Source organism: Pseudobutyrivibrio xylanivorans (assembly GCF_010906925.1).
GTDB lineage: Bacteria > Bacillota > Clostridia > Lachnospirales > Lachnospiraceae > Pseudobutyrivibrio.
Window position 1 is genome coordinate 1,157,288 of sequence record NZ_VTVE01000001.1, and the last position, 23,452, is coordinate 1,180,739.

At 44.5% G+C, this 23,452-nt stretch carries 27 protein-coding genes and 1 tRNA gene; 5 read left to right on the top strand and 23 right to left on the bottom strand.

Annotated features, from left to right (window positions below; translation table 11 throughout):
• Positions 1–157: 157 nt before the first annotated feature.
• From argH to F0Q01_RS05380, 3 genes are read right to left on the bottom strand one after another with little or no spacing between them, the layout of a single operon-like run.
• The gene (argH, locus tag F0Q01_RS05370) at positions 158–1,531 is read right to left on the bottom strand and encodes an argininosuccinate lyase (RefSeq protein ID WP_090149324.1); all 1,374 of its coding nucleotides are present in this window, start codon (positions 1,529–1,531) and stop codon (positions 158–160) included.
• A gap of 2 nt (positions 1,532–1,533) precedes the next feature.
• The gene (locus F0Q01_RS05375; RefSeq protein ID WP_090486999.1) at positions 1,534–2,178 is read right to left on the bottom strand and encodes an epoxyqueuosine reductase QueH; all 645 of its coding nucleotides are present in this window, start codon (positions 2,176–2,178) and stop codon (positions 1,534–1,536) included.
• Positions 2,178–2,525 (bottom strand): hypothetical protein, encoded by a 348-nt coding sequence (locus tag F0Q01_RS05380; RefSeq protein ID WP_090487002.1) that lies wholly within the window; start codon positions 2,523–2,525, stop codon positions 2,178–2,180. The genes F0Q01_RS05375 and F0Q01_RS05380 overlap by 1 nt, the downstream gene beginning before the upstream one ends.
• A 201-nt stretch (positions 2,526–2,726) precedes the next feature.
• On the opposite strand from F0Q01_RS05380, the gene F0Q01_RS05385 reads away from it, so the two are divergent.
• The 5 genes from F0Q01_RS05385 to F0Q01_RS05405 all read left to right on the top strand — a co-directional run bounded on the left by F0Q01_RS05385 (position 2,727) and on the right by F0Q01_RS05405 (position 6,599).
• A tRNA-Thr gene (locus F0Q01_RS05385) sits at positions 2,727–2,799 on the top strand.
• 60 nt (positions 2,800–2,859) lie between these two features.
• The gene (locus F0Q01_RS05390; protein WP_205467953.1) at positions 2,860–3,927 is read left to right on the top strand and encodes an ABC transporter ATP-binding protein; all 1,068 of its coding nucleotides are present in this window, start codon (positions 2,860–2,862) and stop codon (positions 3,925–3,927) included.
• The gene (locus tag F0Q01_RS05395; protein WP_090487008.1) at positions 3,920–4,747 is read left to right on the top strand and encodes an ABC transporter permease; all 828 of its coding nucleotides are present in this window, start codon (positions 3,920–3,922) and stop codon (positions 4,745–4,747) included. Before F0Q01_RS05390 ends, F0Q01_RS05395 begins: the two co-directional genes overlap by 8 nt.
• Complete coding sequence (locus F0Q01_RS05400) at positions 4,744–5,532, top strand: ABC transporter permease (RefSeq protein ID WP_090487011.1); 789 nt, start codon at positions 4,744–4,746, stop codon at positions 5,530–5,532. The genes F0Q01_RS05395 and F0Q01_RS05400 overlap by 4 nt, the downstream gene beginning before the upstream one ends.
• Positions 5,532–6,599, top strand: coding sequence for an ABC transporter substrate-binding protein (locus tag F0Q01_RS05405; RefSeq protein ID WP_090487014.1), 1,068 nt, complete (start codon positions 5,532–5,534; stop codon positions 6,597–6,599). Before F0Q01_RS05400 ends, F0Q01_RS05405 begins: the two co-directional genes overlap by 1 nt.
• A 47-nt stretch (positions 6,600–6,646) precedes the next feature.
• Here F0Q01_RS05405 and F0Q01_RS05410 read toward each other — a convergent pair whose 3' ends face one another.
• From F0Q01_RS05410 to tet(W), 20 genes are all read right to left on the bottom strand, one after another.
• Positions 6,647–7,117 carry a flavin reductase gene (locus F0Q01_RS05410; RefSeq protein ID WP_090487017.1) on the bottom strand — a complete coding sequence of 157 codons (471 nt, stop codon included), beginning with the start codon at positions 7,115–7,117 and terminating at the stop codon, positions 6,647–6,649.
• A gap of 100 nt (positions 7,118–7,217) precedes the next feature.
• Complete coding sequence (locus tag F0Q01_RS05415) at positions 7,218–7,400, bottom strand: hypothetical protein (protein ID WP_090487022.1); 183 nt, start codon at positions 7,398–7,400, stop codon at positions 7,218–7,220.
• 202 nt (positions 7,401–7,602) lie between these two features.
• Positions 7,603–8,385 carry a hypothetical protein gene (locus tag F0Q01_RS05420; RefSeq protein WP_090487025.1) on the bottom strand — a complete coding sequence of 261 codons (783 nt, stop codon included), beginning with the start codon at positions 8,383–8,385 and terminating at the stop codon, positions 7,603–7,605.
• Between the two features lie 51 nt (positions 8,386–8,436).
• The gene (locus tag F0Q01_RS05425; protein ID WP_090487028.1) at positions 8,437–9,159 is read right to left on the bottom strand and encodes a hypothetical protein; all 723 of its coding nucleotides are present in this window, start codon (positions 9,157–9,159) and stop codon (positions 8,437–8,439) included.
• Between the two features lie 7 nt (positions 9,160–9,166).
• Positions 9,167–9,463: a hypothetical protein gene (locus tag F0Q01_RS05430; protein ID WP_090487031.1), complete on the bottom strand. Its 297-nt coding sequence runs from the start codon at positions 9,461–9,463 to the stop codon at positions 9,167–9,169.
• A 226-nt stretch (positions 9,464–9,689) separates the two neighbouring features.
• Positions 9,690–10,316, bottom strand: coding sequence for a GNAT family N-acetyltransferase (locus F0Q01_RS05435; RefSeq protein ID WP_090487034.1), 627 nt, complete (start codon positions 10,314–10,316; stop codon positions 9,690–9,692).
• Positions 10,317–10,594: 278 nt separating this feature from the next.
• Entirely contained in the window at positions 10,595–10,957 is a 363-nt protein-coding gene (locus tag F0Q01_RS05440; RefSeq protein WP_090149284.1) for a RidA family protein, read from the bottom strand.
• A gap of 238 nt (positions 10,958–11,195) precedes the next feature.
• Positions 11,196–11,813 carry a DUF6434 domain-containing protein gene (locus F0Q01_RS05445; protein ID WP_330584275.1) on the bottom strand — a complete coding sequence of 206 codons (618 nt, stop codon included), beginning with the start codon at positions 11,811–11,813 and terminating at the stop codon, positions 11,196–11,198.
• Between the two features lie 282 nt (positions 11,814–12,095).
• Complete coding sequence (locus F0Q01_RS05450; RefSeq protein WP_090487041.1) at positions 12,096–12,770, bottom strand: DUF3800 domain-containing protein; 675 nt, start codon at positions 12,768–12,770, stop codon at positions 12,096–12,098.
• A gap of 497 nt (positions 12,771–13,267) precedes the next feature.
• On the bottom strand, positions 13,268–14,887 hold the full coding sequence (locus F0Q01_RS05455; protein ID WP_074754402.1) for a recombinase family protein: 1,620 nt from the start codon (positions 14,885–14,887) through the stop codon (positions 13,268–13,270).
• Positions 14,888–14,998: 111 nt separating this feature from the next.
• Positions 14,999–15,187 (bottom strand): transposon-encoded TnpW family protein, encoded by a 189-nt coding sequence (locus F0Q01_RS05460; protein ID WP_020995296.1) that lies wholly within the window; start codon positions 15,185–15,187, stop codon positions 14,999–15,001.
• 14 nt (positions 15,188–15,201) lie between these two features.
• Positions 15,202–16,044, bottom strand: coding sequence for an ATP-binding protein (locus F0Q01_RS05465; RefSeq protein ID WP_074754404.1), 843 nt, complete (start codon positions 16,042–16,044; stop codon positions 15,202–15,204).
• Positions 16,041–16,793 carry a phage replisome organizer N-terminal domain-containing protein gene (locus F0Q01_RS05470; RefSeq protein ID WP_074754406.1) on the bottom strand — a complete coding sequence of 251 codons (753 nt, stop codon included), beginning with the start codon at positions 16,791–16,793 and terminating at the stop codon, positions 16,041–16,043. Before F0Q01_RS05470 ends, F0Q01_RS05465 begins: the two co-directional genes overlap by 4 nt.
• Before the next feature lie 112 nt (positions 16,794–16,905).
• Complete coding sequence (locus F0Q01_RS05480; RefSeq protein ID WP_090487044.1) at positions 16,906–17,292, bottom strand: cysteine-rich VLP domain-containing protein; 387 nt, start codon at positions 17,290–17,292, stop codon at positions 16,906–16,908.
• Positions 17,282–18,907, bottom strand: coding sequence for a relaxase/mobilization nuclease domain-containing protein (locus F0Q01_RS05485; protein WP_002584974.1), 1,626 nt, complete (start codon positions 18,905–18,907; stop codon positions 17,282–17,284). The genes F0Q01_RS05480 and F0Q01_RS05485 overlap by 11 nt, the downstream gene beginning before the upstream one ends.
• Entirely contained in the window at positions 18,879–19,277 is a 399-nt protein-coding gene (locus F0Q01_RS05490) for a plasmid mobilization protein (RefSeq protein WP_002584975.1), read from the bottom strand. Before F0Q01_RS05490 ends, F0Q01_RS05485 begins: the two co-directional genes overlap by 29 nt.
• Before the next feature lie 521 nt (positions 19,278–19,798).
• A complete protein-coding gene (locus F0Q01_RS05500) occupies positions 19,799–20,011 on the bottom strand; it encodes a helix-turn-helix domain-containing protein (protein WP_002586615.1) in 213 nt (70 codons plus the stop codon).
• Positions 20,004–20,426, bottom strand: a complete 423-nt coding sequence (locus F0Q01_RS05505; protein ID WP_002586616.1) for a sigma-70 family RNA polymerase sigma factor — start codon at positions 20,424–20,426, stop codon at positions 20,004–20,006. The genes F0Q01_RS05500 and F0Q01_RS05505 overlap by 8 nt, the downstream gene beginning before the upstream one ends.
• A 171-nt stretch (positions 20,427–20,597) precedes the next feature.
• Positions 20,598–21,365, bottom strand: coding sequence for a class I SAM-dependent methyltransferase (locus tag F0Q01_RS05515; protein WP_002586626.1), 768 nt, complete (start codon positions 21,363–21,365; stop codon positions 20,598–20,600).
• 50 nt (positions 21,366–21,415) lie between these two features.
• Positions 21,416–23,335, bottom strand: coding sequence for a tetracycline resistance ribosomal protection protein Tet(W) (tet(W), locus tag F0Q01_RS05520; RefSeq protein WP_002586627.1), 1,920 nt, complete (start codon positions 23,333–23,335; stop codon positions 21,416–21,418).
• Between the last annotated feature and the right edge of the window lie 117 nt (positions 23,336–23,452).

Sequence of the window (23,452 nt, forward strand, 5' to 3'; positions counted from 1 at the left end):
TTCAAACTACTCCTTCTCTGTCATGTTTTTCTCTCGCGGACATTTGTCCGTGTACTAAGTGGCATTATAATAAAAATAAATAAAAAAAGCAAGCAGTTTTTGAATATTTATCACAAACTCCTCGCTTTTTTTCGAATTAAATTTACAATTAATTATTTTAAGCCAAAAATGCCTTACATTCTTTGATTTCATTTACCATGGCATCATGTCCAGGAGCACCAATTGTAAGTCGCTTATTTACACATGTTTCCATTGAAATAGCATCAAAAATATCCTCTTCAAAAGCTGGAGAAATAGCTTTTAATTCTTCTAATGACATATCATCAATGGCAATGCCCTTATCGATACAGTAAAGAACAACCTGGCCAATAATACCGTGAGCATCTCTAAATGGAACACCATGATTTACAAGATAATCAGCAGCATCTGTAGCATTTGTAAATCCGTTTTTAGCACTGTTTGCCATTACATCCTTGTTGAATGTCATTGTAGCAAGCATTCCATCAAATAAAACAATACAATCCTGAACTGTCTTCATAGCATCAAATGCCATTTCCTTATCCTCCTGCATATCCTTGTTGTATGCAAGTGGAATACCCTTCATTGTTGTAAGAAGTGACATAAGGGCACCGTAAACACGGCCAGTCTTTCCTCTTACAAGCTCAGCAATATCTGGGTTCTTTTTCTGAGGCATAATAGAGCTACCTGTCGAAAATCCGTCATCTATTTCAACGAATCTGTACTCATTACTGTTCCAAATAATAACTTCCTCAGAAAAACGAGAAAGATGCATCTGAATAGTGCAAAGAGCCGATAAGAACTCAATCAAATAATCTCTATCTGACACACCGTCCATAGAATTCAAAGTAGGTCCGTAGAAATCAAGAAGCTGGGCTGTCATATTTCTATCAAGTGGATATGTAGTGCCAGCAAGGGCTCCAGAGCCGAGCGGACAATAATTCATACGCTCTCTAATATCATTTAAGCGAAGAACATCTCTCTTAAACATTTCAAAATATGCTCCCATGTGGTGAGCAAGTGTAATAGGCTGTGCCTTCTGTAAATGAGTAAAACCAGGCATAATTGTGTCAATATGCTCTTCCATAATGCCGCAAATAGTGCCAAGGAGGTGCTTCAAATCCTCTGCTGTAGTCTCAACAGCATCTCTTGTATAAAGTCTCATATCAAGAGCGACCTGGTCATTACGACTGCGACCTGTGTGAAGCTTTTTACCAGCATCGCCGATTCTATCAATAAGATTAGCCTCCACAAAGCTGTGTACATCCTCATATTCAGAAGTGATTTCAAGCTTTCCTGAATTAACATCTGCCTCGATGCTATCAAGCCCTGCAAGAATCTCATCTCTTTCTGCATCAGTGATAACGCCTACAGAAGCAAGCATTTTAACATGTGCTCTACTTCCTCTAACGTCCTGTGCAAAAAGCTTTTGATCGAATCCAATTGATGCATTGAAATCATAAACCATCTGATCGGTAGACTTTGTAAATCTACCTCCCCACAACTGTGCCATAACTAATCCTCCATTTCATGTGCTTTTTGCTGTTGCCTATCTCTATATGAATAAACACAACCGCAATAATCTTGTCTGTACATATTGTATTCTCTAGAAAGTTCCGTTGAGCGCTTGTAGCCCTCTCTCTTTTTGAAATCACTAGGAAGCCATTTTACTCCTATTTCATCAGCAATTGCTAATCCTATTTCATTAAGAATCTGAGAATCTTTCATTGGAGATATTGTAAGTGTTGTTGTGAAAAAGTCAAACCCTTTTTCTAAAGCAACCTCTGCCGTGCGCCTCAAACGAAGGTCATAACACTTGTGACATCTAGCACCCTTTTCAGGTTCATTCTCAAGTCCCTTCGCTATTTCATAGAACCTGTCAGTATCAAAGTCTCCCTCTATAAAAGAGACCTTGTGCTTTGCAGGAAACTGGCTTATAAAGCGCTGTTGCTCCTTAACCCTATGATAATATTCCTCATCAGGATAGATATTGGGATTGTAATAGAATACAGTAATATTGAAATACTGAGATAAATACTCTATACAATAACTGCTACATGGCCCACAACAGCTATGTAACAATAAAGAAGGCACACGGCCTTCTTTTTCAAAATCAGCTATTAATTTATCCAATTCTCTTTGGTAATTAATCTTATTCATTATCTATTAGCCCATACATATAAAAATGCCACGCCAAGGACATAAATAAATGCCATGAAAATCATAAATGGAACCTGTGAAGCCATGATGCCAATTACAATCTGAGCGATGAATACAAGGCCATGAATCCAAATAGGAATCTGATTTAGGCAAGCTGCAAGTGCCGCCTCTAAAATAACCATAACGCAAGCAATAATTGGATTAATGTGAAATACTGCAATTGTAACAATAAGAGATACTACCGCAAATATGCCAAGCACAATAAGGCTAATAAGTGGTAAATTCTCCTTTGAAAATAAGTCTCTAATATCGAAAGCTGGTGCAGCTTTTCTCTTGTTGTCTGCCATAAACTTCTCCTAACTATCTATTATATAATCTAACTCACTCAGACATGGATGTAATCGTCTTCATAAGTCCTTCTTTTTACATGTGTCATTATAATAAAACCCTATGGATTTCTCAACAATTTTAATTGATTTTTCCCTATCAATATATTACACTTAACTTCGCGAAATAAACTATATAACCACAAGAAAACCGGTATATACGCTCCGATAGCTCAGTTGGTAGAGCACCTCACTCGTAATGAGGGGGTCGTCAGTTCGAGTCTGATTCGGAGCTTTTCTTATATGTAACTGTTATTTGACTTTTCAGTTGCTATATCAAAAGGAGGAAAATATATTGGAATTTATTCAATTTGACCACGTGTCAAAAAGCTATGAAAAGCAGCTAGTTCTTGACGAGCTTGATCTCTACATCAAGGAGAACACCTTTGTGACCCTACTTGGCCCTTCTGGTTGCGGCAAGACTACTACTCTTAGGCTTCTTGGAGGTTTTGAAAAGCCTGACTCTGGCAAAATCTATCTCAATGGTAATGACATCACTGCATTACCTGCCAACTTAAGACCTATTAATACGGTCTTTCAGAAGTACGCACTTTTCCCACACATGACAATTGAAGAAAATATCGCTTTTGGTCTCAACATTCAAAAGAAATCAAAAGAATACATAAACGACAAGATTAAATACGCACTTAAGCTTGTTAATCTTGATGGCTTTGAAAAGCGCTCTATCGACTCATTATCCGGTGGACAGCAACAGCGTATCGCTATTGCCAGAGCCATTGTCAACGAGCCAAAGGTTCTTTTATTAGATGAGCCACTTGGAGCACTAGATTTAAAGCTTCGCCAGAACATGCAGTATGAGCTTATGAAAATCAAGCAGGAGCTCGGTATCACTTTCCTTTATGTTACACATGACCAGGAAGAGGCTCTTACCATGTCTGATACAATCGTTGTAATGAACCAGGGTTATATCCAGCAGATTGGTACTCCTGAGGATATCTACAATGAGCCTGAAAATGCTTTTGTAGCGGACTTTATCGGTGAAAGTAACATCATCGAGGGTATTATGATTAAGGATGAGCTAGTTTCATTCCTTGGAGTTCAGGTACCTTGTGTTGATAAGGGATTCGGTACAATGAAGCCTGTTGACGTAGTTATTCGTCCAGAGGACGTGGAGCTTTTAGCGCCAGGCAAGGGATTTATGGATGGTGTCATCACCGATTGTCTCTTCAAGGGTGTTCATTATGAGCTTGATGTTCAATGCGGCGGCTATGAGTGGCTTGTACATACTACAAAATACTTTGAAATCGGTCAGCACGTATCACTTAATGTTATTCCATTCAATATTCAGATTATGAACAAGCCTGAATCAGAGGATGAGGAGGTAATGAAGGAAGATGATTAATCGATTAAGAACCAGCTTCCTGGCTACACCATATGCTGTTTGGATTTTAATTTGCACTATTCTTCCACTTTTTTATATCCTAGGCTACGCAATTACTACTCCCGAAGGAAGCTTCACCTTAAGCAATCTTACAGCCATTGCAGATCCAGTTCATCTGTCATCCTTATGGCTGTCTATTAAGGTTGCTTTTGTAACTACAATTATTTGCCTAGTACTTGCGTACCCTGTTGCTTTGATTTTGCACAACCTTAAAATCAGCAATAAGGGCTTTGTAGTTTTTCTTTTTATTCTTCCAATGTGGATGAATTTTATGCTTCGAATACTTGCATGGCAGATCATCCTTTCCAACAACGGAATCTTAAATAGTATTCTTTCTGCTATTGGGCTTCCAACAGTTCACATCCTTTACACCAAGGCTGCTGTTACACTTGGAATGGTTTACGACTTTTTGCCATATATGATTTTGCCTATTTATAATGCACTTTCTAAAATCAACGATTCAGTCATCGAGGCTGCCGCTGATTTAGGTGCCAACTGGTGGACAACATTTACCAAAATTACCATTCCACTTTCAAGAGATGGCATTCTTTCAGGCATTATTATGGTATTTGTTCCTGCCCTGTCATCATTCGTTGTTTCAAACCTTTTGGGAGGCGGTAAGGTTCTCCTTATAGGTAATGTTATTGAGCAGGAATTTACACTTGCAAGAAACTGGAATTTGGGTTCAGGTCTTTCAATTATTCTCATGATTTTCGTACTTGTTTCTATGTCAATCATGAACAGACTTGATGATTCGGAGAATGGAGGTATGCTTGTATGAAAAAAGTTAAAGACACAGCCTCTTATCTCTATCTTGGGCTTATATTTTTATTCCTATATGCACCAATCCTCGTTCTCATTGTGCTATCCTTTAACGACTCAATGTCTAGAACAATTTGGGGCGGATTTACATTTAAATGGTATGCCAACTTAACCTCCAATGACAGCATTATGGATGCTTTAGGCACTACCATCAGAATTACACTTGCTTCATCAATACTTGCCACAATACTTGGAACATCAGCAGCTATTGGTATCCACTACATGAAGAAGCGCCATGCGGCAATTATGCTTGGTGCCACCAATATCCCGCTTTTGAATGCAGATATTGTAACTGGTATTTCACTTATGCTTTTATTTACAAGATTTACTCCACTAGGAGAATTCTCGGTGGTGCTTGCTCATATAGCTTTTTCAGTACCTTATGTTATTTTCAATGTGCTGCCACGATTACAGTCCCTGTCAGAGGCTTGTTTTGAGGCTGCAATGGATTTAGGTGCCACACCTTGGTATGCTTTTTACAAGGTAGTTTGGCCTGAAATATTCCCTGGCGTTTTATCAGGATTTTTAATGGCGCTTACTATGTCGCTTGATGATTTTACAATCACATATTTTACAAAGGGTGCCGGTGTAAATACCCTTTCAACTATGCTTTACACCCAGCTTAGAAAGGGCATCCAGCCAGAGCTTTATGCTTTGTCTACTATCCTTTTCCTACTTGCCTTTGTGATGCTTTTGGCTACCAACTTCAAGGGCAATTCTAAAAAGGAGGTGGCTGAGAAATAATGAAAAAGAAAGCGATTATCCTTTTAAATATTTTTACAGTTTTACTTGCCAATTGTTTCTTCTTAACTGGCTGTGGTAGTGATGCAGAAAGCACAGATACTCTCGTTGTTTTAAACTATGGTAAATACATCGAGGCAGATGTGTTAAAGCGTTTCGAAAAAGAAACCGGCATCAAGGTCAAATACGAGGAATACGAGTCCGTCGAGGACATGTATGCCAAGTACAAGGCAGGCTCTATCAATTATGACGTTATTTGCACATCTGATTACATGATAGAGACCATGCGTAATGAGGGAGAGCTTATTCCTATCGATTACAACTCTCTTCCAAATTATAAGAATATTGACCCAGCTATAATTGAGGCTTCAGAAGCATTTGACCCAAGCCACAAATACACTGTTCCATATTTCTACGGCACAGTTGGTATTCTTTATAATACTAAAATGGTGGATGAAGAAACTGTTTCCTCATGGAAATCACTTTGGGATCCGGCATATAAGAATCAGATTGTTATGATCAACTCTCAAAGAGATGCTTTTATGGTGGCTCAGGAAGTTTTGGGATACGATATCAACACCACTAATAAAGAGCAGTTAGATGATACATTTAATCTGTTGTGTGATGAAAAGCAATACGTATATGCGTATCTTCAGGATGAGACCTATGAGTGTATGATTTCAGAAGATGCAGCAATGGCTGTATGTTACTCTGGCGAAGCTGCTATGGGTATGGAATACAACGAGGATTTGGCCTATACGGTTCCTAAGGAAGGCGGCAATCTCTGGATTGATTCCTGGTTTGTACCTCGCACCTGCAAGCATTACGATGCAGCCATGAAATGGATTGATTTCATGTGTGAGGAGGAAGCTGCCACAGAGAATTTCGAGTATGTATGGTATGCTACTCCAAATATGGAAGTCGCCAAGCACGAGGATGAAGAGACTCTCGCTGACGAGACAGTATTTCCTACCAAAGAGACCTTAGAGCGTTGTAAGCTCTACGAGGCCTACGACAATGACACCTTAGATTACACCACTACTCTTTGGAAAAAATTAAAAGCTTACTAATACTAAAGCCCAGATGGATAACCATCTGGGCTATTTTTTCTAGTGTATTAAAGAATCTCTACCACTTCACCAATATACATGTCATGCTCCGCCTCGCCTTCATAGAACTGCTTTGCAATCTCTGGATTCATGCTAGATGGCTCGAGACGCTGTCTCATAAGCTTTTTACATAAAAGTGTAACCTCAGCCTCTTCAAATGTAACAGAGCCATCCACAGACTTAGGAGTAAGTCCTGAATCATGTATCTTGTCCATATCTCGTCCTGATTTAGAACCTAAAACTCCAAGCTGCTTTTTGTATTCCTCAGGGAAGAATGAAACAGTAAAGTAATCATTATTATCCAAGAACTCATGTGTATAACGAGAGGTTCTAACATAAGTTGTAGCAACTGGCTTGTTCCAAAGAGTACCAAGTCCACCCCAGCTGATTGTCATAGTGTTAAAGCTGTCATTATCACCTGCTGTAAGCAAAGCCCACTTTTTATTGTACTGGGCAAAAATATCTGTATTAAATTCCATTTCATTATCCTCCAGTATTATTGATTGTCATCTATGCCATTGCCATGTGCAATCTTTGTCTATTATAAAGATATTGCCTATGGTTTTGCAATAAATCTGGCTAAGAACAATTAATACTCATCGAATTACTTGTATCTCCTGCTCCCTGCTTATTGCCTTGATAGCTATTATAAATCTCTGCTATCTCTTCTCTTGAAAAATCCTGAAAACAGGAATATAGGGTCTCTAAATCCATGCCCGTACTCACAAAATTCTCCACTGCCAGTTGATCTCTCTTATTCATTATTATTCCCCCTTATTAGATACTCCTCAAAAATGAAAGCTTCTAATCCGGTTTGCTTTCATTTTTTGTTTCTATAAATTTTAGCATATATCTTTCAATATAAATACAAAAACGATAACTGAAATTATAGAAAAAGACTTAGCAAAAAATGCCATTCCTTCACCTGCTAAGACCTAACGGTAAAGGAATGACGTTAATCCGACTACTCGGTAGCACTGGGCGTCTTTCTATTTAATTTACGCTCTCCTGGCTTTAGTCCAATCACATTTTTTATCTGCTCATTAGTTGCAATAGGATACACCTCCATAATATGATTCGCTATTCTTCTAGCAGAGTCATCCGGATCTTCCTTATAAGCAGATGTCACATAATCGTATCCCCATAAGTGCTCAGGAACTGTATAAACGGCTAAGGGCCACCCATAATTTTCCCCCTTCTTATTCTTGCGTTGACGAAAGTCTCGCACACACATATACATCTGCATCTGAAGACCTGTTATTGTACCCTCAAAGCCTTTTTCCCCGCCTTTTCCAAAGCCAGCTTTTTTCTTTAACTCATTTGAATAATACTCCTCATCCATTAGCTCCTCAGAAAAAAGATTCATGATTTTCTTTTGCCTAGCTGATGCTTTACCATCCTCCCAGAGCGCATCAAAATCGTAGCCATCTCTACGGTAGTTAACAAAATACGGCAACCACTCCTTAGATATAAACCCTGCTTTTTTATCAAAGAACTTGCCGTATGCAATTTCTCCACGACGAGCTATAATCTCTCTCCACTCCCATGGGTCAAGAAGTGAATCCTCTGACCACCAATACTCAGGAACAGTTCTTTCTTCCAGCGAAAATCCTGGAATGTCATTCTTAAATAATGGCAAAAAACCTATTTCATTGATATAGTCAATTGCTTCATCCACAGTATGTAGGCACTCAGGATCATCCCAAGCAACCCCATACATAATCCATGTCCCATTTTCATTTGGCATATCCTATCCCCCAGAAATAAAACTTCTCGTAAATATAAATAGCATCTGTCCCTACTCAATCCAACTTACTGGATCAGAATAGTTTTCATCCACCCATTCTTGACCATTATGCGTTACTTTTCCATCTATCTCAAGCTCATCTGTTACAGAACCATCTTCGTTTTCTATCCAGTGAAGTTCTCCGATTTTATTTTCTATTACCCCATCACTATCGATTGACATTGAATAGAAATATAAATCTCCGGCGCCTCCACTACCCAAATACTTGCCATCATTTTGCAATTCTTCGAATAGTCTTTCTCCCATATTTGTCCCGTAGAACTTTCCATCATCACGAGTTAGTATTAGATAATTGCCTCCACCTTCAAAATAATGAATGACTAATTCTTTTCCATTTTGGTTATCTAAATCTACCAACGCAACCCCTGCTATTTCAGGTTGTTCTTCTGACTCTATAGATTCCAAATATTCCGAAAAACATATGTCTTTGTCTAACCAATTAAAGCAATAGAATGTATTCTCATCATTCAACACCGCAATATATTCTTGAAAATCTTCCTTTTCCTCTTCATCCATTTGTTTTTCATATTTCTGCCAATCGATTTTGAATGACTCCTCTTCATTCGATACTGTTGAAGAGTTATCCAAATTCTCTAGTATTTCTTGTTCTGCAAGATTATTCTCTTCAATTGACTTTTCGTTTTTACCGCAACTAAATAACATAGTTGGAACTATGCAACTTATTAACACAATTCCACATTTGAAACTTTTCATTCTAATTTTAAAACTCTTCCTCCATCTCCGTAATTGCGCACTTACCACATATCTGACCTACAAATTCTTCCATGTAAAAAAACTCGCCATCAAAATAAGCATCAAAATCCTTTATCGCGCCTCCTAGGGTAAATGCCTTGCCACAGTCCTTGCATTTTCTCATAAGGGACATGGCAACCTCATCATCCTCAACCTCGTAATCATCATGCTCCATATCTCCATCTTCATACCCCTCCAGTTGATGGCTTGATAAGTATTCATCTGATGGCTTAAGTTCACCATCTATCTCTGAAAAAAATCCCATTTAGTCACCTCATAAATAGTCTTAATAAAATAGTCTATCAAATGTCTTGTTCCATTATAACCCACTTGGTAATAGAATACATAACCCTGATTTCTCAGAAATCATATTCCACCAATAAATTTTCTTACTTAATTTGACTTCGGTTATTCTTTGCCACTATAACCACCTATACACAAAAATAGAAAGAGACTTCTGCCGGAGTCGGTAGAAGTCTCTTTATCTTCAATTAGAAAATCTGGCCTGGTAGTTTTAGCTTCTCCTTTGGTGGAAATAATTTATCAAACTCTTCCACGTCTTCATCACTAACGTAATATCCCGTAGGCGTCTGATAAACACCTGTGATGCCATCCAAATAACCTGGGATTAGCTCTTTACCAAGAAAGAATGATGCATCAGCCCCATCAGGCAAATCATGATATCTGATGCCAAATTTGTTAGCATAATCAAAGCCACTCTTCCCATAGAAATCGATGTTGCCTTCAAACAAAACTGCTCCGAAGCCCATCTTAGTGGCCTTTTCAAGGGAATAATCCAGAATCGCCTTGCCATATCCTCTACGCTTAAGTCCTGGAGTGATGCCAATTGGTCCCATAGTAAGAACATCGATTACTCTACCATCATCTGCTTCAATGATGGTTCTCATAAACATATTTTGTCCAATCAATGTACCATCTTTTTCCATGACAAAATCAAGCTCTGGAATAAAAGCAGGATCATCTCTAAGCACATGAATCACGTAGTGCTCGCTGCAACCCGGACGATATACATTCCAAAATGATTCTCTTACTAAGTTCTCTACTTCTCTGTAGTCTTTCTTTTCTTCTAATCGAATAATATAGTCCTTTTTATTCATTATTTTTTCCTCCTGAAAACTTATGACCAAAAGTTGCTTTTCAGCGGGAGGTTCGTGTGATTGTCTACAAACCTCCCGGTTAGCCGACAATCTCTCGTGTGTTGTACTTTGTCAAACAGCACTACTCCTTTAAAATAAAAATACTAATCAAGCCTCAGCTTTGATATTAATATAACAGATTTTGGCATAAAGTAAAAAAACTTCATCAATTTTCTAGTTTTCACATAATCAATGCTGGCAACTCTGTTAAAACCAATCTAAAAAAACTAATTACATTTTCAGCCACATGCATTTTTATAAGCTATAGCGTCAATCTGAAATATAATTCCCTCTCGAATAAAATCAGATGTATATGCTTTCCTTGTTGGATATTTACCTGCAAATCTTTCTTTTAAAACTTTCGGTAAAATGTTCAAATCTTCAATGTTCTTAAAAAGACAATCCATTTTCACGACACATTCCAAAGTTAATCCAACCATCTTCAAGCGCTTTTCCAATACGTCAATAGCTCCGTGAATCTGTTCTTCAATTGACTTGCCCTCATTTCCCATACAGTATCCTACAAAGATATAGTCGCCAGCTTCAATAACTGTGGAATCTGCCCATAATTCATCTATTTCAATTCTTTTTATCTCTGACATGTTCATTCTCCTATTTATAAAGTCTTATGTAGTTTCCAAAAATCAATAGTCTCATTTCAATCTGCTTCATTTCTGACTCAACAGCGTTTTTATCTGAAGCAATCGTTCGTAGTGTTACCACGTAAGAACCTTTCTATTCTTATCTATAGTTGCATATTCACCAGATTGTGAGGTTGCTGTCCCCACAATCTCAGGATATATTTGATAAATTTTTACATAACGATAAAGCGAACGCTTATCAAAAATAGCTGTTCTCCTTGCCCATTATGCTATTATCACACAATATTTCCAAATCAAAGTCTTCATAACGATTATGCCCTGGTAAACTCTTCTTATATTTCCAACATTTGATTGCATCATCTAAGCTTCTACCATTGTTGGCTTCAAAAAAATCTCGAATATAAGTATTATATTCAAACTGCCTATCTATCTTTGTTTTCCCCCTTTTCTTTTCTTCAAGAATCATATAGTAAGCTTCTATGGCAGCGCCATAAGTCTGGCCAACATTTGCTTTTAACCATTTCTGAAACTGTACATTAAAAGAAAATGTTTTACCAATTTTTCCCTTGAAAAAAGCTCTATGCTTTTCCGAACAAACTATATTTTGCTCTATAATGGTATCTTCAGTGATAAGTCCCACATCAATAGTTTTATTCTTGTTTTTAGTTACCTTCTTAACTAATCCAGTATCAAGGAAATAAGTAATTCTATCAGTAAGTTCTATCTTTCCTCCGGATGTTGGAATTCCATTATCTCTGCAGAATTCTACTAGTTCTTCCTTCAAATAATAGTAACTTCTAAATGTTTTGCTATCTAATTTTGTGTTAAGTATTGGTCTTTCAATCATCTTATTCATATATTTAATTATAACAGACTAATAATCATAAAAACAGAACAAACTTTCTCTTTTGTGATAATAAAAAACTTCTGTCGTTTCAGACAGAAGTTTCCTTTTATTTCTCGCTAATCTTGTTCCACTCATATGGAGTGTTCTGATATACGTAGTAACGGCGGACTCTACATCTTCACCCCCGCATAAATACAGCCTTTGTGCAGTGGTATGATTTCATTTACTCCTGAGTTACCACCGCTAAAATGACTGATATTTTATATCCCACGGTGGTACGCTAATTATTCACTAAAGCTCTTTATCCTTTAATGCCTTTAGATAATTCTTCTTAAAAGTCCTTATATCTTTAAAGAAATATGTTTCAGATTTAGAAAGAATATGTGTCTCCATTTTCAACTCAGTAAGCTTCAATGTACAAACTAAATCTGCCACTTGAAACAATCTATAGTCCGAAGGAATCACTTTTTTAAATTCAACATTATCTAATAGTGTATTAAAGACTGATGATAAAATTCTAGTTACTTCAACTTGCCCATTGTCATAATAAATCTTCACACAATCATAGCTCATAAAAAATTCCAAGTTTTCACGAATAAACATAGCGAGCTGTTTGCTAAGTTTTCCAGTAGCCTCAATAGAATCTTCAATGTGCTTCTTTTCAATATAAATTGACTTGAATTTTATATCACTCTTTCTAGCAAAAGTCATAAGTCGCTTAAGGATTTGTTGACGCTCTTCAAGTGAATATTCCTTATATTCATGCTCTGATCTAATAACTGGCCCCGCGTGCACACAATGCTCAGGCCAACCAATATTTTTCATTTCGTTTTCCAGTTTTTCTAAATCAGAATCAATAATACTTTCTTGGTCATGAAGTACCATTGAAATAATATAGAATGGTGCATGATAATCATATTCACCAAAATCACCTGATTCGTCTACGAATACACTTAATTCTTTCATAAATCATCCTTTTTAAGATAAAAAAATAGCGGGTGTCTTACCCGCTTTTTGGTGGACCCGGGTCTTTCGACCAGCCCAGAAGCATCACTGCCTCTTCTTGAGTATATGATAACATCTTAAAACAGCTATTTCAATATTTTATTTTCACGTAAAACTTGTTTAGCTAAGTAAAAAAGCCAAGCTCAACGCTCGGCTTGGTCCCAAGTGTTATTAGCACCTGGCAACTCTGTTAACTTGATTATAACAAATATAATCACATTTTCAAGTACATAAAATACGCTGCTAGAAGTACATACTAGGCAATTGTTCAAGCCATATCTCTGCGACGAAATCACACCACATCCACGTTGCCATTTTATGTTAATTAGTTTAGCACTTAAGCATGAACTGCTTCATTCCCTGTGACTTTGCTGATGTGCGATAAAGAAGTAATAGAAGTGTAAAAAATTTTGCCGTTCCTATCCGGCACTTGGCCATTGTGTCGGATAGGTCGGGCGTTAGGCTTCGGGCAAGTCAATTTTGCCGACAAAGCTGTAATAAATCTCAATGTCCTGCCTGCGGGTGCCGTTCTCGTCATAGCTGCACTCATGCACGACGATTTTCTCAATCATTTCCCGCAAGAGGGTGGGTGTCAATTCCTCAAAGGCAAGGTGCTTGCGGACAATCCCCATGAATTTCTCGGCGTTAACGGTGGCCGCCTGCGACTTGTCCAGTTCCGCCTGCAATGCGGCGGTGCGGTCTTTCAGTTCCCGCTGCTCCTGCTCATAGTCTGCCGACAGTTCCATGAAACGCTCGTCGCTGATTTTGCCGTTCACATTGTCCTCATACAGCCGCTTGATAATGCGGCTCACTTCGGCAATCCGCTCCTGCGCCTGTTCAAGCTGCTTGGTGGCTGCGGCGGTCTTTCTCTTGCCGCCGATTTCGTTCTGCTGGATCAGCAGCTTTACAAAACGGCTCTCGTGCCTGGCAGCATACTCCGTCACTTGCCGGAGATTGGAGAGGACACCGGCGGTCAGCAGGTCGGTGCGGATAAAGTGCGCCGTACAGTCGCGGGTGCGCTTCTTGTAGCTGCCGCAGATGTAACAGTCCTGCTTGCGGTTCTTGTTCTGATACCGCTGCTGGTACATCACATGGCCGCAGTCGGCGCAGAACAGCATACCAGAGAACAGCCCCACTTCGTCATAGCGGTTCGGGCGTTTGCGCTGCTTGCGTAACTCCTGCACACGCTCCCATGTTTCCGTGTCAATAATCGGCTCATGGTGGTTCTCAAAAATGGCCTGCTTCTCAATGGGATTTTCTACGCTGTGCTTGGTCTTGTAAGAGGGCTTTTCCGTCTTGAAGTTTACCAGACAGCCGGTGTACTCCCGGTTTTCGAGGATATGAACGACGGTGTTCGTCGCCCATTTACACTCATAGCCGGGGTGGTAGCGGCGTGTGCTGCCTGTCCTGCGGTATTCCAGCGTCCCCGGCGTGGGGATTTGCTGTTCCGTCAGCATACGGGCAATCTTGGTCGGGCCGTTCCCCGCAAGGCAAAGCTGGTAAATCTGCTGGACAACCGGCGCGGTTTCCTCGTCAACGATATAGTTCTCGTCCTCGTCCATGAGGTAGCCATACACCGGCTTGCTGGTAACGGGCTTGCCGCTCATGCCTTTTGCTCTTTTAACTGCCTTGATTTTCTTGCTCGTATCTCTCACCAGCCATTCGTTGAACAGATTTCGCAGAGGGGTAAAATCATTGTCCATGCCGCCGTTTGCGCTGTCCACATTGTCGTTGACAGCGATAAAACGCACGCCCTTTTGAGGGAACAGCATTTCCGTGTAAAACCCTACCTGCAAGTAGTTTCGCCCTAACCGGCTCATGTCCTTGACAATGACCGTACCAACTTTCCCGGCTTCAATGTCCGCAAGCATGGCTTGAAATCCGGGCCGCTGGAAGTTCGCGCCGGAATAACCGTCGTCGGTGTACCAGCGCAGATTGGTAAAGCCGTTCTGTTTTGCGTAGGTTTCGAGTATCCTTTTTTGGTTCGATATGGAATTACTCTCGCCTTGCAGCTCGTCCTCATGGGACAATCTCGGATAAAGGGCGGTAATGAGGTTTTGGGTGGCTTGTCTTAACATAAAATCCTCCGTTTCCGACAGCCAGCCCCACTATTCCGTGGTTTCATTGTACCACGGAACAGCGGGGGCTGTACAGCGGCAAAAGCGTTAAATTTGCTTCTTTACAGTCGGTCAAATTGCCGGTTTTTGCGTAGCAGCGGCTTCCGCTTCCAGTACCCGCGCCATTTTGTCGGCGGCGGTGGTCGTGGTATCTTTCTTGAAATAGCCGGACACGACAAGGACGGAATTGCCCATGCGGATTTCCGTCACGCAGTCGGGGCGGCGGGCGGTGCGGGTGTCGTGCTGCTTGTTATCTGCCATAGGCAATACTCCTTTCAGTCGGTAATCAGTTTCTTCATGCTCTCCATTTTCCGCTTGGCGGTTTCCTGCCGGAAGTTGTCGCCGGTAAAGCGTACCGGGACGCACATGGAAAGCAGCCGGTCATAAATCCGGGAATGGGCGGTGTCCTCCGGGTTTCGCAGGTCGTCCAGCGTGAGGTTGGTCGTGACGATCAGCGGCTTGCCGCTGCGGTAACGGCTGTCAATCACATTGAAAACCTGTTCCAGCCCGTAGTCGGTGCCGCGTTCCATGCCAAAGTCGTCAAGGATCAGCAGCGGATAGCGGCAAAGGCGGGAAATGTACTCGTTGCGCCCCTCAAAGCTGGCGGCAAGGTCATTGAGGATCAGGGCAAAGTTCGTCATGTGGACGGGGATTTCTTTCTCCATGAGGGCGTTTGCGATACAGCCCGCAAGGTAGCTTTTCCCGGTTCCTACGCCGCCCCAGAACAGGCAGCCGATATTGTCTGTCCGCATATCCTCCCAATGCTCCACATACCGGCGGGCAAGCCCGGCCTGCGGGTTCCTGCCGTTGTCATTCTCGAAAGTCCAGTCCCGCATGGCGGGGTCGGTAAAGCCCCGGCGTTTCAGTTCTTCCACGGTGTCAAGGTGCCTGCGCCGCTTTTCGGCGGCTTCCCGTTCCTCGCGGGCGGTTTTCTGGCAGTCGCACTCTGCCGGGTGGCGGTCGCGCCCGAAGATAGCGGCCTTATCCGGCGCAAAATAGGCTTCTTTCGGCTTGCGGCACTTGCCGCAGTACAGCAAACCGTCCTCGCCGGTGTAGTCCTCCGGCTCCGGGGTGGTGGCCGTCATATTCTCCAAAACAGCGTTGATTTCGTTCTTCATAAACTCTCGCCCTCCTTGCATGAGTAGTCTGGTATGCCCTTTTTCGGGGCTTTCTTAGTTGCGTCCTCCTGCGCCCATTTGTAGATGGTGGCGGCATGGCTCTTGTATCGCTTGCCGCTGGACGCGATATGGCAGGATAGCCGGTCAATGTAATAGTCCCATTTGCCGGGCAGGTCTGCTTTCAGCCCGTCCAGTTCCGATTGCGAAAGAAAAACATTTTCATACCGGCCATAGGCGGCGCGGGCGGGTTGTCCCGTATCTAACTCTCGCTCTCTCTCTTTTTCTATCTCTTTCTCTATCTCTATCTCTGGTGGACAAATGTCCGCTTGATATGGTGGACATTTGTCCGCCCCGGCCTTTGGCAAGGCTTTCTGCTCCTGCAAAGCCAGCCTTGCCCGCCGTTTTCGCTCCCCCTCGGTAGAGGATTGGCCGATCAGTAGTTCAATGTTGCTCATATACAGTGCGCCGTTCTGTAACGGCTCCACAAGCCCCAGCTTCATAAAAATCTGCAAGGCCCGTTCTACGGTGCCGACTTGCTGACGGGTAATGGTGGCAATCATCTGCGCGGTGTAGGGGATATTTTCATCAAGCTGCAACTTCCCGCCGTTTTTCAGCGATTTCAGGTACAGTTTCAAGAGGATGTTGGAATAGAGGATACCGTCCTGCATACTTTCCAGCAGCACAATGGCGTCCTCGTCAAAGTAATTCTCTTTCAGCTTGAGGTAGTAGTATTTTCGGTTGTCTGACATGGTTCCTCCTTTGGGTGGATTTGGGGTGTTTGTACGCATTTAGAACGCCGTTTCCGGGGGAAAAGGATAAATGTATCGCGTACCCTTTGACACCCACGAAAAAAGCCTTGATTTATGCGGGTTTGAAAGGCTCTAAAGCGTGACATCTCTGCCTTTGTTTCCGCTTTCTCTCGGCGGCGCGGATTTTCTTCATGCGCCCGGCGCAGTCGGGGCAGTATTTCCCCCGGTTGGATTTGGGGACAAAGGCCGCTCCGCAGACGGCACACCGTTTCCGGCTCCCCCGGTATAAGAGGGCTGCGGACAGCTCCTCGTCAAGGGGCAGGACAGCCACACGGAACCAGCGGCACATGAGGGAAAGGGAAATGCTCTGGACGCACACGCAAGGCTCCCCGTCGTCTAACAGCAGGCAGTTCCCCTCGTCGTAGTTACAGCACTCATGTACCAGCCGCCGCGCCCGCCGGTGCTGGCGGTAGTCCATGCGGGGCAGGTTATCGCTCATGGCTCTGCTCCTTTCTGCGGTGCGGCTCGTCCCGGCGCAAAATCTGGTTGATATTCCGCTTGACGGTCTGCAACTCCTTGAACCGCTGCTTCTGTTCGTGATAGGTGTTATACAGGCCGTCTTTCTCGGAGATAAGCTGCTCGATCTCGGCCTGCAACGCTTTCCGGGCGGGCAGCTTGGTAATGCCATGCGCCTTGAAATACCGGGCGGCTGCGTCGGCTATGATAAAATCGCTCTCATGGGCCTGCCGGTATGCGGCGCGGGCTTTCTCGGATTTCTGCGCTTTCAACCCGTCGCGGGCGGGCTTGGTCTGGGCGTAGGCCAACACCTGCCGCTGCAACTCCTTTTTCCCTTGCAGCTTGGTTTCCAGTGCTTTCAGTTCGCCGCTGGTCTGGCGCATTTCCGCATAGGCGGTATCAACGGCGGCTTCTAACTGCTCCGGGGAAGTAAAGCCGTACTGCTGGTAGACGGACAGCGTTTTGGCGGCCTGCTTCAGATTGTGTATCTTCGCCCAGCGTTCATAGCCCCGGCCTTTGCCCTCGGCCATTTTCTGCTCAATGTCCACAAGCCGCTGCACTCCGTCCTGTTTGGGGGCGGTTTGAGGGGCTTTTGCGGGCTGTATGCCGCGTTTCTCCTGCCAGGGGTATTCAGGTATGGCTGCGGCCTTTTCTATGGCTCTGGCGGCATTCTGCTCCAAAACGGCAAGGACGGCGGTGCGGTCAAAATCGTCGCCCAGCTTCCGGGCGGTGATGGGCTTTGTCCTGTCCGGCGTGAGATAGGACAGCCGCCCCCGGCTCTCCTTGACGGTCACACCCTCCCGCAGCAGCAGAGAGGAAAACTCGTCAAAGCTGGCGGCGGTGGCAAGGGCTTTCCGTATGGTCTGCCGCAGCTTTTCCTTGTTCGTTTCAAACTTGGTCTGCCGGGGCGTGATACCATCGGCAATCATGGGGGCGTTCTGCTTGTCCAGCGCGGCTTGTCCCTTTTTCTGCGCCCAATACTCCCGGTCGGTGATGCGGTTCTTGCTGCCGTTCAAGAGGTCGATTTGGTAAAGCCCCTCCCGGTGGCACATCTCCATGACTTCGGATTTGAAGTAGCGCAGGGCAGCGTCGGTACATCGGTGCTTGCAGCCGGCTTTCGTGTCGGCTGGCCTGTCCATGTAGGGCAGGAACGGCACTTCCTCAATCCGCAGGCTGTTTATGACGATATGCACATGAATGTTGCCGCTGTGGTTATGCCCGTCCGGGTGGGTGCAGACAAGGGCTTGGTGGCCGGGGAAATGTTCTTTACAGAATTGCTCCCCCAACGCCTGCGCCCGGTCTACGGTCAGGCCGTTGTCCGGCCCGTCCCGCGGGTCAAAGCTGATGATGTAGTGGTGGCTTTTCACATCTTCCCGCCGCTGGTTTTTCTCATAGCGGAGATTGGCCCGCATACACGCAACGGCAAAATCCTCCCCGCCGCAGTTCAGCGTAGACAGCCGGTAGTCCTCGCGGGGGATAAGCCTGCCGGTTTCATCAAGGACGGGCTTCATGGTAAATTCGTCATGCTCAAAGAGCAGGTATTGTTCGGCGGCTCCGTAGTCGGCGTTTTTAGAGTTGATATGTTTGAGTGTTGCCAACCGCGTCACCTACTTTCTTTAAGACTTCATACTTGAGGGCGGCAAGGTCGGCTATGGCGGCGCGTACCTCGCCGGACAACGCATGATAGGGCGCGCCGTACTCGTTCAGATACCGGGCAATCTGGTTGAGGTTGCCGCCGATCCTGCCGTACTCGGCTGCGAGCTTCCCGACAGCGGAGAGCAGTTCGTCATTGACCGACGACACATGGAGTACGGGGCGTATGGTGGTACGCCGGATCGCCTGCCGGAGAAATTCCGACTGGCTGATACCATAGGGCGCAAGCCGCGCTGTGAAGTCGGCGTATTCATCTTCGGTCAGCCGGGTTTTCACAACGCGGCTGCGGTGGGGTGTGTTGTATTTTTTTCGCATGGTCGTGACCTCCTTTCTTGCCGCATGAGCGCGGCGGGGATAAGCGGCGCAAGCCGCATAGCAGGGTTTGGGGAAGGCACTCCCCAACAAGTTTCCCGCGAGGGGCAAAACCGCAGAATTGCGGATTTTGGCACCGTGGTAGAAACTTGCTCTCCGTGACTGCAAACTTTCTCTCACTTCCGTCCGCCACTTTTTTGGAAAACTGCAACCACAAAAGTTTGTTTCTCTTTTTCTGCTACTACTAATCCTGTAAAGGGCATTCCTGCCCGCTTTCGCTAAAATGACACCGGACGCAGTGGTTTCTACCCGGTGTTGGAGAAATCCTTTCTCTTTGCCCTCTACTACGGGTAAATGCTCCAAATGCCAAACACCAGGGCAGAAAAATTCCCTCCTCGCTTACTACTACAACCGGCAGGGGGCAAAATGGCCGGGAGCGGAGCCGGACAACAAAAAAAGCAGTAAATCTTTTTCAAGACTTACTGCTTTCGCTGGCCGCGTCGGTGGCGGCTGGTATTCAGTTTTTATGACTTGTCCGGTGGTTCGTCAAGCCGGAACTTGAATTGACAGTCAATTAACCGCTGCTTTACATAGTCCTCCACCTCGGCGTTGACCTGCCCGTTCACTTTTGAGAAATAGCGGATATATCCGGCGTAGTGGAGCAGGACAGCGTTCACGGCTTCTGGGTCGCCCTCACGGGCTTTGAGGATTGTTTCATAGGGGAGAAGTCTACTCATACCGGCTCACCCCCATTTCTTCGCGTAGCCGCTGCAAGGCAAGCTGGATATGCCGCCCCGCTGTGCTGCGTGACCGGCCAATACACGCGCCGATCACGCGCTGCGGCTGGCGCAGAAAGTAATAGCGCAGGATTTCTTCCCGCGTCTGCTCCGGCAAAACAGAGATCGCGTCGGCAAGGGCGGCGTTGCAGAGCAGGACGGTCTGACCGCAGACGGTAAATGGGTATTCCTCGTCCGGCTCCGACGCGGCAAACTGGACAAACTTCTCGTTCATCAGATAGTCAAGGGAAACTTGCCGTTCCCATTGCCGTTTAAGCTTCAAAATCTTGTCCAAGGCGGCACAGCGGATAACAGTCTTGCAAAAGGCGTTGTACCTGCGCTGGATATATTCTTGATAGGCTATCTGGTCGGTCATGGAAATTCCCCTTTCTGAATAATAGTGCGGGGCGGTGGCACTTCTTGCTGTCGCCCCTTGATTGCCTACCAGCAAAGGCGGGCGGGGCTGTCAACGGCTGCGCATATGCGCCGTTCATCTTGACCGTTGACTGGCTCGGCTGGGTTTGCTATTTACCCGACAAACTTGAATTTATTTTAAGCTATCACGTTTTACCTTCTTAAGCCTTACTATCATTACCATAGGAATTTCTTTGTTGGTTTTAAAACATTCTTCATAAAATCCATCAATGACAAATCCAGCTCTAAAACAAAGGTTAAAAATATCTTGTATGGAACGATGATAATAAATCTGCTCTTTCGGTTGCCCTTCAATCGCTATATCATAGTAACTGTGCGGTGTCATATATTTTTCAGTCAACGTGACAAAACAAGGGTGTTGCGTTGCAAAGACAAAAATTCCGCTTTCCTGCAACAGTTCATAAACAGCCATAAGAAGTGGTTCAATATCCGTAATATCCATAATTGCCATATTAGAAACTGCTTTCGTAAAGGCTCGATTTCTTTTTAATTCTAATATACTTTTTCTATCGGTCGCATCCGCCACACAAAATTCAATTTGTTTTGCATATTGTGATTGCCGTCTTTTAGCCAATTCTATCATTTTTTTGCTGTAATCAAAAGCGACAACCGAAGCGCCTCTTTGTGCAAGATACGAAGAATAATTTCCATTGCCACACGCAATATCCAAAATGTAATCCGCAGGATTAGGAGATAGAAGTTCCGTTACTTTGGGACGCACTACCTCTCTGTGAAATTCATTAGATTCGTCACCCATTGCATTATCCCAAAATTGTGCGTTCTCCTCCCAGATTTTTTTACTTTCCTCTGTTCCCATGTTCTCTCCCACTCCCCAAATTTGCTTTTTTGCTTCCATTAAATCTTCCTTACTATATTCCATTGTTACCCTCCATAACTTCTGATTGTTGCCGTCTTGACGATTATGTATCTTTACATTACCTTCTGAAACATATGGCGCACCTTGTCCAGGCGGCTGTTTGGACGGCGGGGCTGGATGACCGGCTGACCGACAGCGGCCTGATATCCTTTCAGCTCTGTAAGGCATACGCTCCGCCCGTTGGTGTAAAAGGCCAGATCAGTACGGTATGCCTGTATACAGCGGGCGGGAATCTCGCCAGTAAAGACAACTTCATCCTTTTTTACCTGGGCCGTTTCGATGGTGGCACAGTATTTCGGTGCATCATGATAAGCCCTGGAAAGGTATTCCTGGGGCGCATAGAGGATGAAGGAGAGATAAGGTTCCAGCAGCTGCGTCCCCGATTCCTTCAATGCCTGTTCCAATACAATCGGGGCCAATGAGCGGAAGTCCGCCGGCGTGCTGACCGGACTGTAATAAAGCCCGTATTCAAAGCAAATCTTACAGTCCGTTACGTTCCAGCCGAACAAGCCCTGCTCCAGCCCGTAACGGATACCATCCCTGACAGCGTTTTGAAAACTCTGGTTCAAGTATCCCAGCGAAACCCGGCTCTCGTATTGTACACCGGAGCCAAGCGAGAGTGGTGTAACAGACAGTCCTATGGATGCCCAAAACGGGTTGGGCGGCACCTCGATATGGATGGTGTGGCTGGCTGCTTTGAGCGGCCGCTCCATATAAATGACGGAGGGTTCCTTTACCACTGTTTCAAGCTTGTATTTTTCCGACAGCAAAGCGGAAACAACCTCCAACTGCACCCGGCCCAAAAAAGAAAGAATGATCTCATGGGTGATGGAATCCACTTCGCAACGCAAAAGCGGGTCAGTATCCGCAAGTTGCGTAAGAGCGTCCAGCAGCCGTTCTCTTTGCGCTGCCGTTTTCGGCGCAATCGTCGTCCGCAGCATGGGGAGGGGGTCCTCGCGCCACCTTTTACGAGGGAGCCGGGTTTGGTCCCCTAATACATCGTTTAACCTCACGCTGTCGCTGGGAAGGATAACAATTTCACCCTGATAAGCGGTGTCTGTCCGAACAATTTCCCCTTTGGATGGAATACGCATCTCTGTGATTTTCAGCTTTTCTCTCCCGGCCAGGGCCACCGTATCCCGCAGGCGCAGCGTTCCGCTGTATAACCGTAGATAGACACGCCGCTGGCCGCAATCGGTGTACTCAACCTTGAAAACGCTGCCGCATAGGGCGGCGCCCCCCTGTTCCCCAATCGGTTGGAACAGCCCTGTCACCGCATCCATCAACGGTTGAATGCCAAGGCCATTTTTGGCGCTGCCATGATAGACTGGGAACAGGGAGGCGTCTTGAACCCGCTGCTGTTCCTCCCGCGCAAGTTTTTCCCGGCTGATTGGTTCTCCTGCGATATACTTTTCCAATAATTCATCGTTATTTTCGATGACCGCATCCCATGCTTCTATGTCGGTATTTTCCTCCAGGACTATTTCCGGGGACAGCGACACCGTCTGCTTGATGATAATATCGGCGGAGAGCTTATCCCGAACAGACTGAACCACGCTCTGCAAATCAACGCCAGCCTGGTCGATCTTGTTGATAAAGATAACGGTGGGAATGTTCATTTTCCGCAGGGCATGGAACAGAATACGGGTCTGGGCCTGCACGCCATCTTTAGCGGAGATCACCAAGATGGCCCCATCTAAAACAGCCAAAGAGCGGTACACCTCCGCCAAAAAATCCATGTGGCCGGGCGTATCCACAATGTTAACTTTACATCTGTGCCACTGGAAGGAAGTGACTGCCGCTTGAATGGTAATCCCACGCTGCCGCTCCAAAAACATGGTGTCCGTCCTCGTTGTCCCTTTTTCGACGCTCCCCGGTTCTGAAATGGCTCCGCTGGCATATAGCAGGCTCTCCGTCAAGGTCGTCTTTCCAGCGTCTACATGGGCAAGAATTCCAATATTGATTATTTTCATGTGATTGTCCTCCCTTTACAGCCCCAAAGGGCATAAAAATCCCCAGCAGTAAAATACTTTTACCACTGGGGATTATAAGTTGCGGACATACACATATACAGCATACACCTGTTTGTG

Bases quoted from the DNA above. Each gene is read 5' to 3' on its own strand.
- argH (WP_090149324.1), bottom strand. From the start codon at position 1,531: ATGGCACAGTTGTGGGGAGGTAGATTTACAAAGTCTACCGATCAGATG.
- F0Q01_RS05375 (WP_090486999.1), bottom strand. From the start codon at position 2,178: ATGAATAAGATTAATTACCAAAGAGAATTGGATAAATTAATAGCTGAT.
- F0Q01_RS05380 (WP_090487002.1), bottom strand. From the start codon at position 2,525: ATGGCAGACAACAAGAGAAAAGCTGCACCAGCTTTCGATATTAGAGAC.
- F0Q01_RS05395 (WP_090487008.1), top strand. From the start codon at position 3,920: ATGATTAATCGATTAAGAACCAGCTTCCTGGCTACACCATATGCTGTT.
- F0Q01_RS05400 (WP_090487011.1), top strand. From the start codon at position 4,744: ATGAAAAAAGTTAAAGACACAGCCTCTTATCTCTATCTTGGGCTTATA.
- F0Q01_RS05405 (WP_090487014.1), top strand. From the start codon at position 5,532: ATGAAAAAGAAAGCGATTATCCTTTTAAATATTTTTACAGTTTTACTT.
- F0Q01_RS05410 (WP_090487017.1), bottom strand. From the start codon at position 7,117: ATGGAATTTAATACAGATATTTTTGCCCAGTACAATAAAAAGTGGGCT.
- F0Q01_RS05415 (WP_090487022.1), bottom strand. From the start codon at position 7,400: ATGAATAAGAGAGATCAACTGGCAGTGGAGAATTTTGTGAGTACGGGC.
- F0Q01_RS05420 (WP_090487025.1), bottom strand. From the start codon at position 8,385: ATGCCAAATGAAAATGGGACATGGATTATGTATGGGGTTGCTTGGGAT.
- F0Q01_RS05425 (WP_090487028.1), bottom strand. From the start codon at position 9,159: ATGAAAAGTTTCAAATGTGGAATTGTGTTAATAAGTTGCATAGTTCCA.
- F0Q01_RS05430 (WP_090487031.1), bottom strand. From the start codon at position 9,463: ATGGGATTTTTTTCAGAGATAGATGGTGAACTTAAGCCATCAGATGAA.
- F0Q01_RS05435 (WP_090487034.1), bottom strand. From the start codon at position 10,316: ATGAATAAAAAGGACTATATTATTCGATTAGAAGAAAAGAAAGACTAC.
- F0Q01_RS05440 (WP_090149284.1), bottom strand. From the start codon at position 10,957: ATGTCAGAGATAAAAAGAATTGAAATAGATGAATTATGGGCAGATTCC.
- F0Q01_RS05445 (WP_330584275.1), bottom strand. From the start codon at position 11,813: ATGAATAAGATGATTGAAAGACCAATACTTAACACAAAATTAGATAGC.
- F0Q01_RS05450 (WP_090487041.1), bottom strand. From the start codon at position 12,770: ATGAAAGAATTAAGTGTATTCGTAGACGAATCAGGTGATTTTGGTGAA.
- F0Q01_RS05455 (WP_074754402.1), bottom strand. From the start codon at position 14,887: ATGTTAAGACAAGCCACCCAAAACCTCATTACCGCCCTTTATCCGAGA.
- F0Q01_RS05460 (WP_020995296.1), bottom strand. From the start codon at position 15,187: ATGGCAGATAACAAGCAGCACGACACCCGCACCGCCCGCCGCCCCGAC.
- F0Q01_RS05465 (WP_074754404.1), bottom strand. From the start codon at position 16,044: ATGAAGAACGAAATCAACGCTGTTTTGGAGAATATGACGGCCACCACC.
- F0Q01_RS05470 (WP_074754406.1), bottom strand. From the start codon at position 16,793: ATGTCAGACAACCGAAAATACTACTACCTCAAGCTGAAAGAGAATTAC.
- F0Q01_RS05480 (WP_090487044.1), bottom strand. From the start codon at position 17,292: ATGAGCGATAACCTGCCCCGCATGGACTACCGCCAGCACCGGCGGGCG.
- F0Q01_RS05490 (WP_002584975.1), bottom strand. From the start codon at position 19,277: ATGCGAAAAAAATACAACACACCCCACCGCAGCCGCGTTGTGAAAACC.
- F0Q01_RS05500 (WP_002586615.1), bottom strand. From the start codon at position 20,011: ATGAGTAGACTTCTCCCCTATGAAACAATCCTCAAAGCCCGTGAGGGC.
- F0Q01_RS05505 (WP_002586616.1), bottom strand. From the start codon at position 20,426: ATGACCGACCAGATAGCCTATCAAGAATATATCCAGCGCAGGTACAAC.
- F0Q01_RS05515 (WP_002586626.1), bottom strand. From the start codon at position 21,365: ATGGAATATAGTAAGGAAGATTTAATGGAAGCAAAAAAGCAAATTTGG.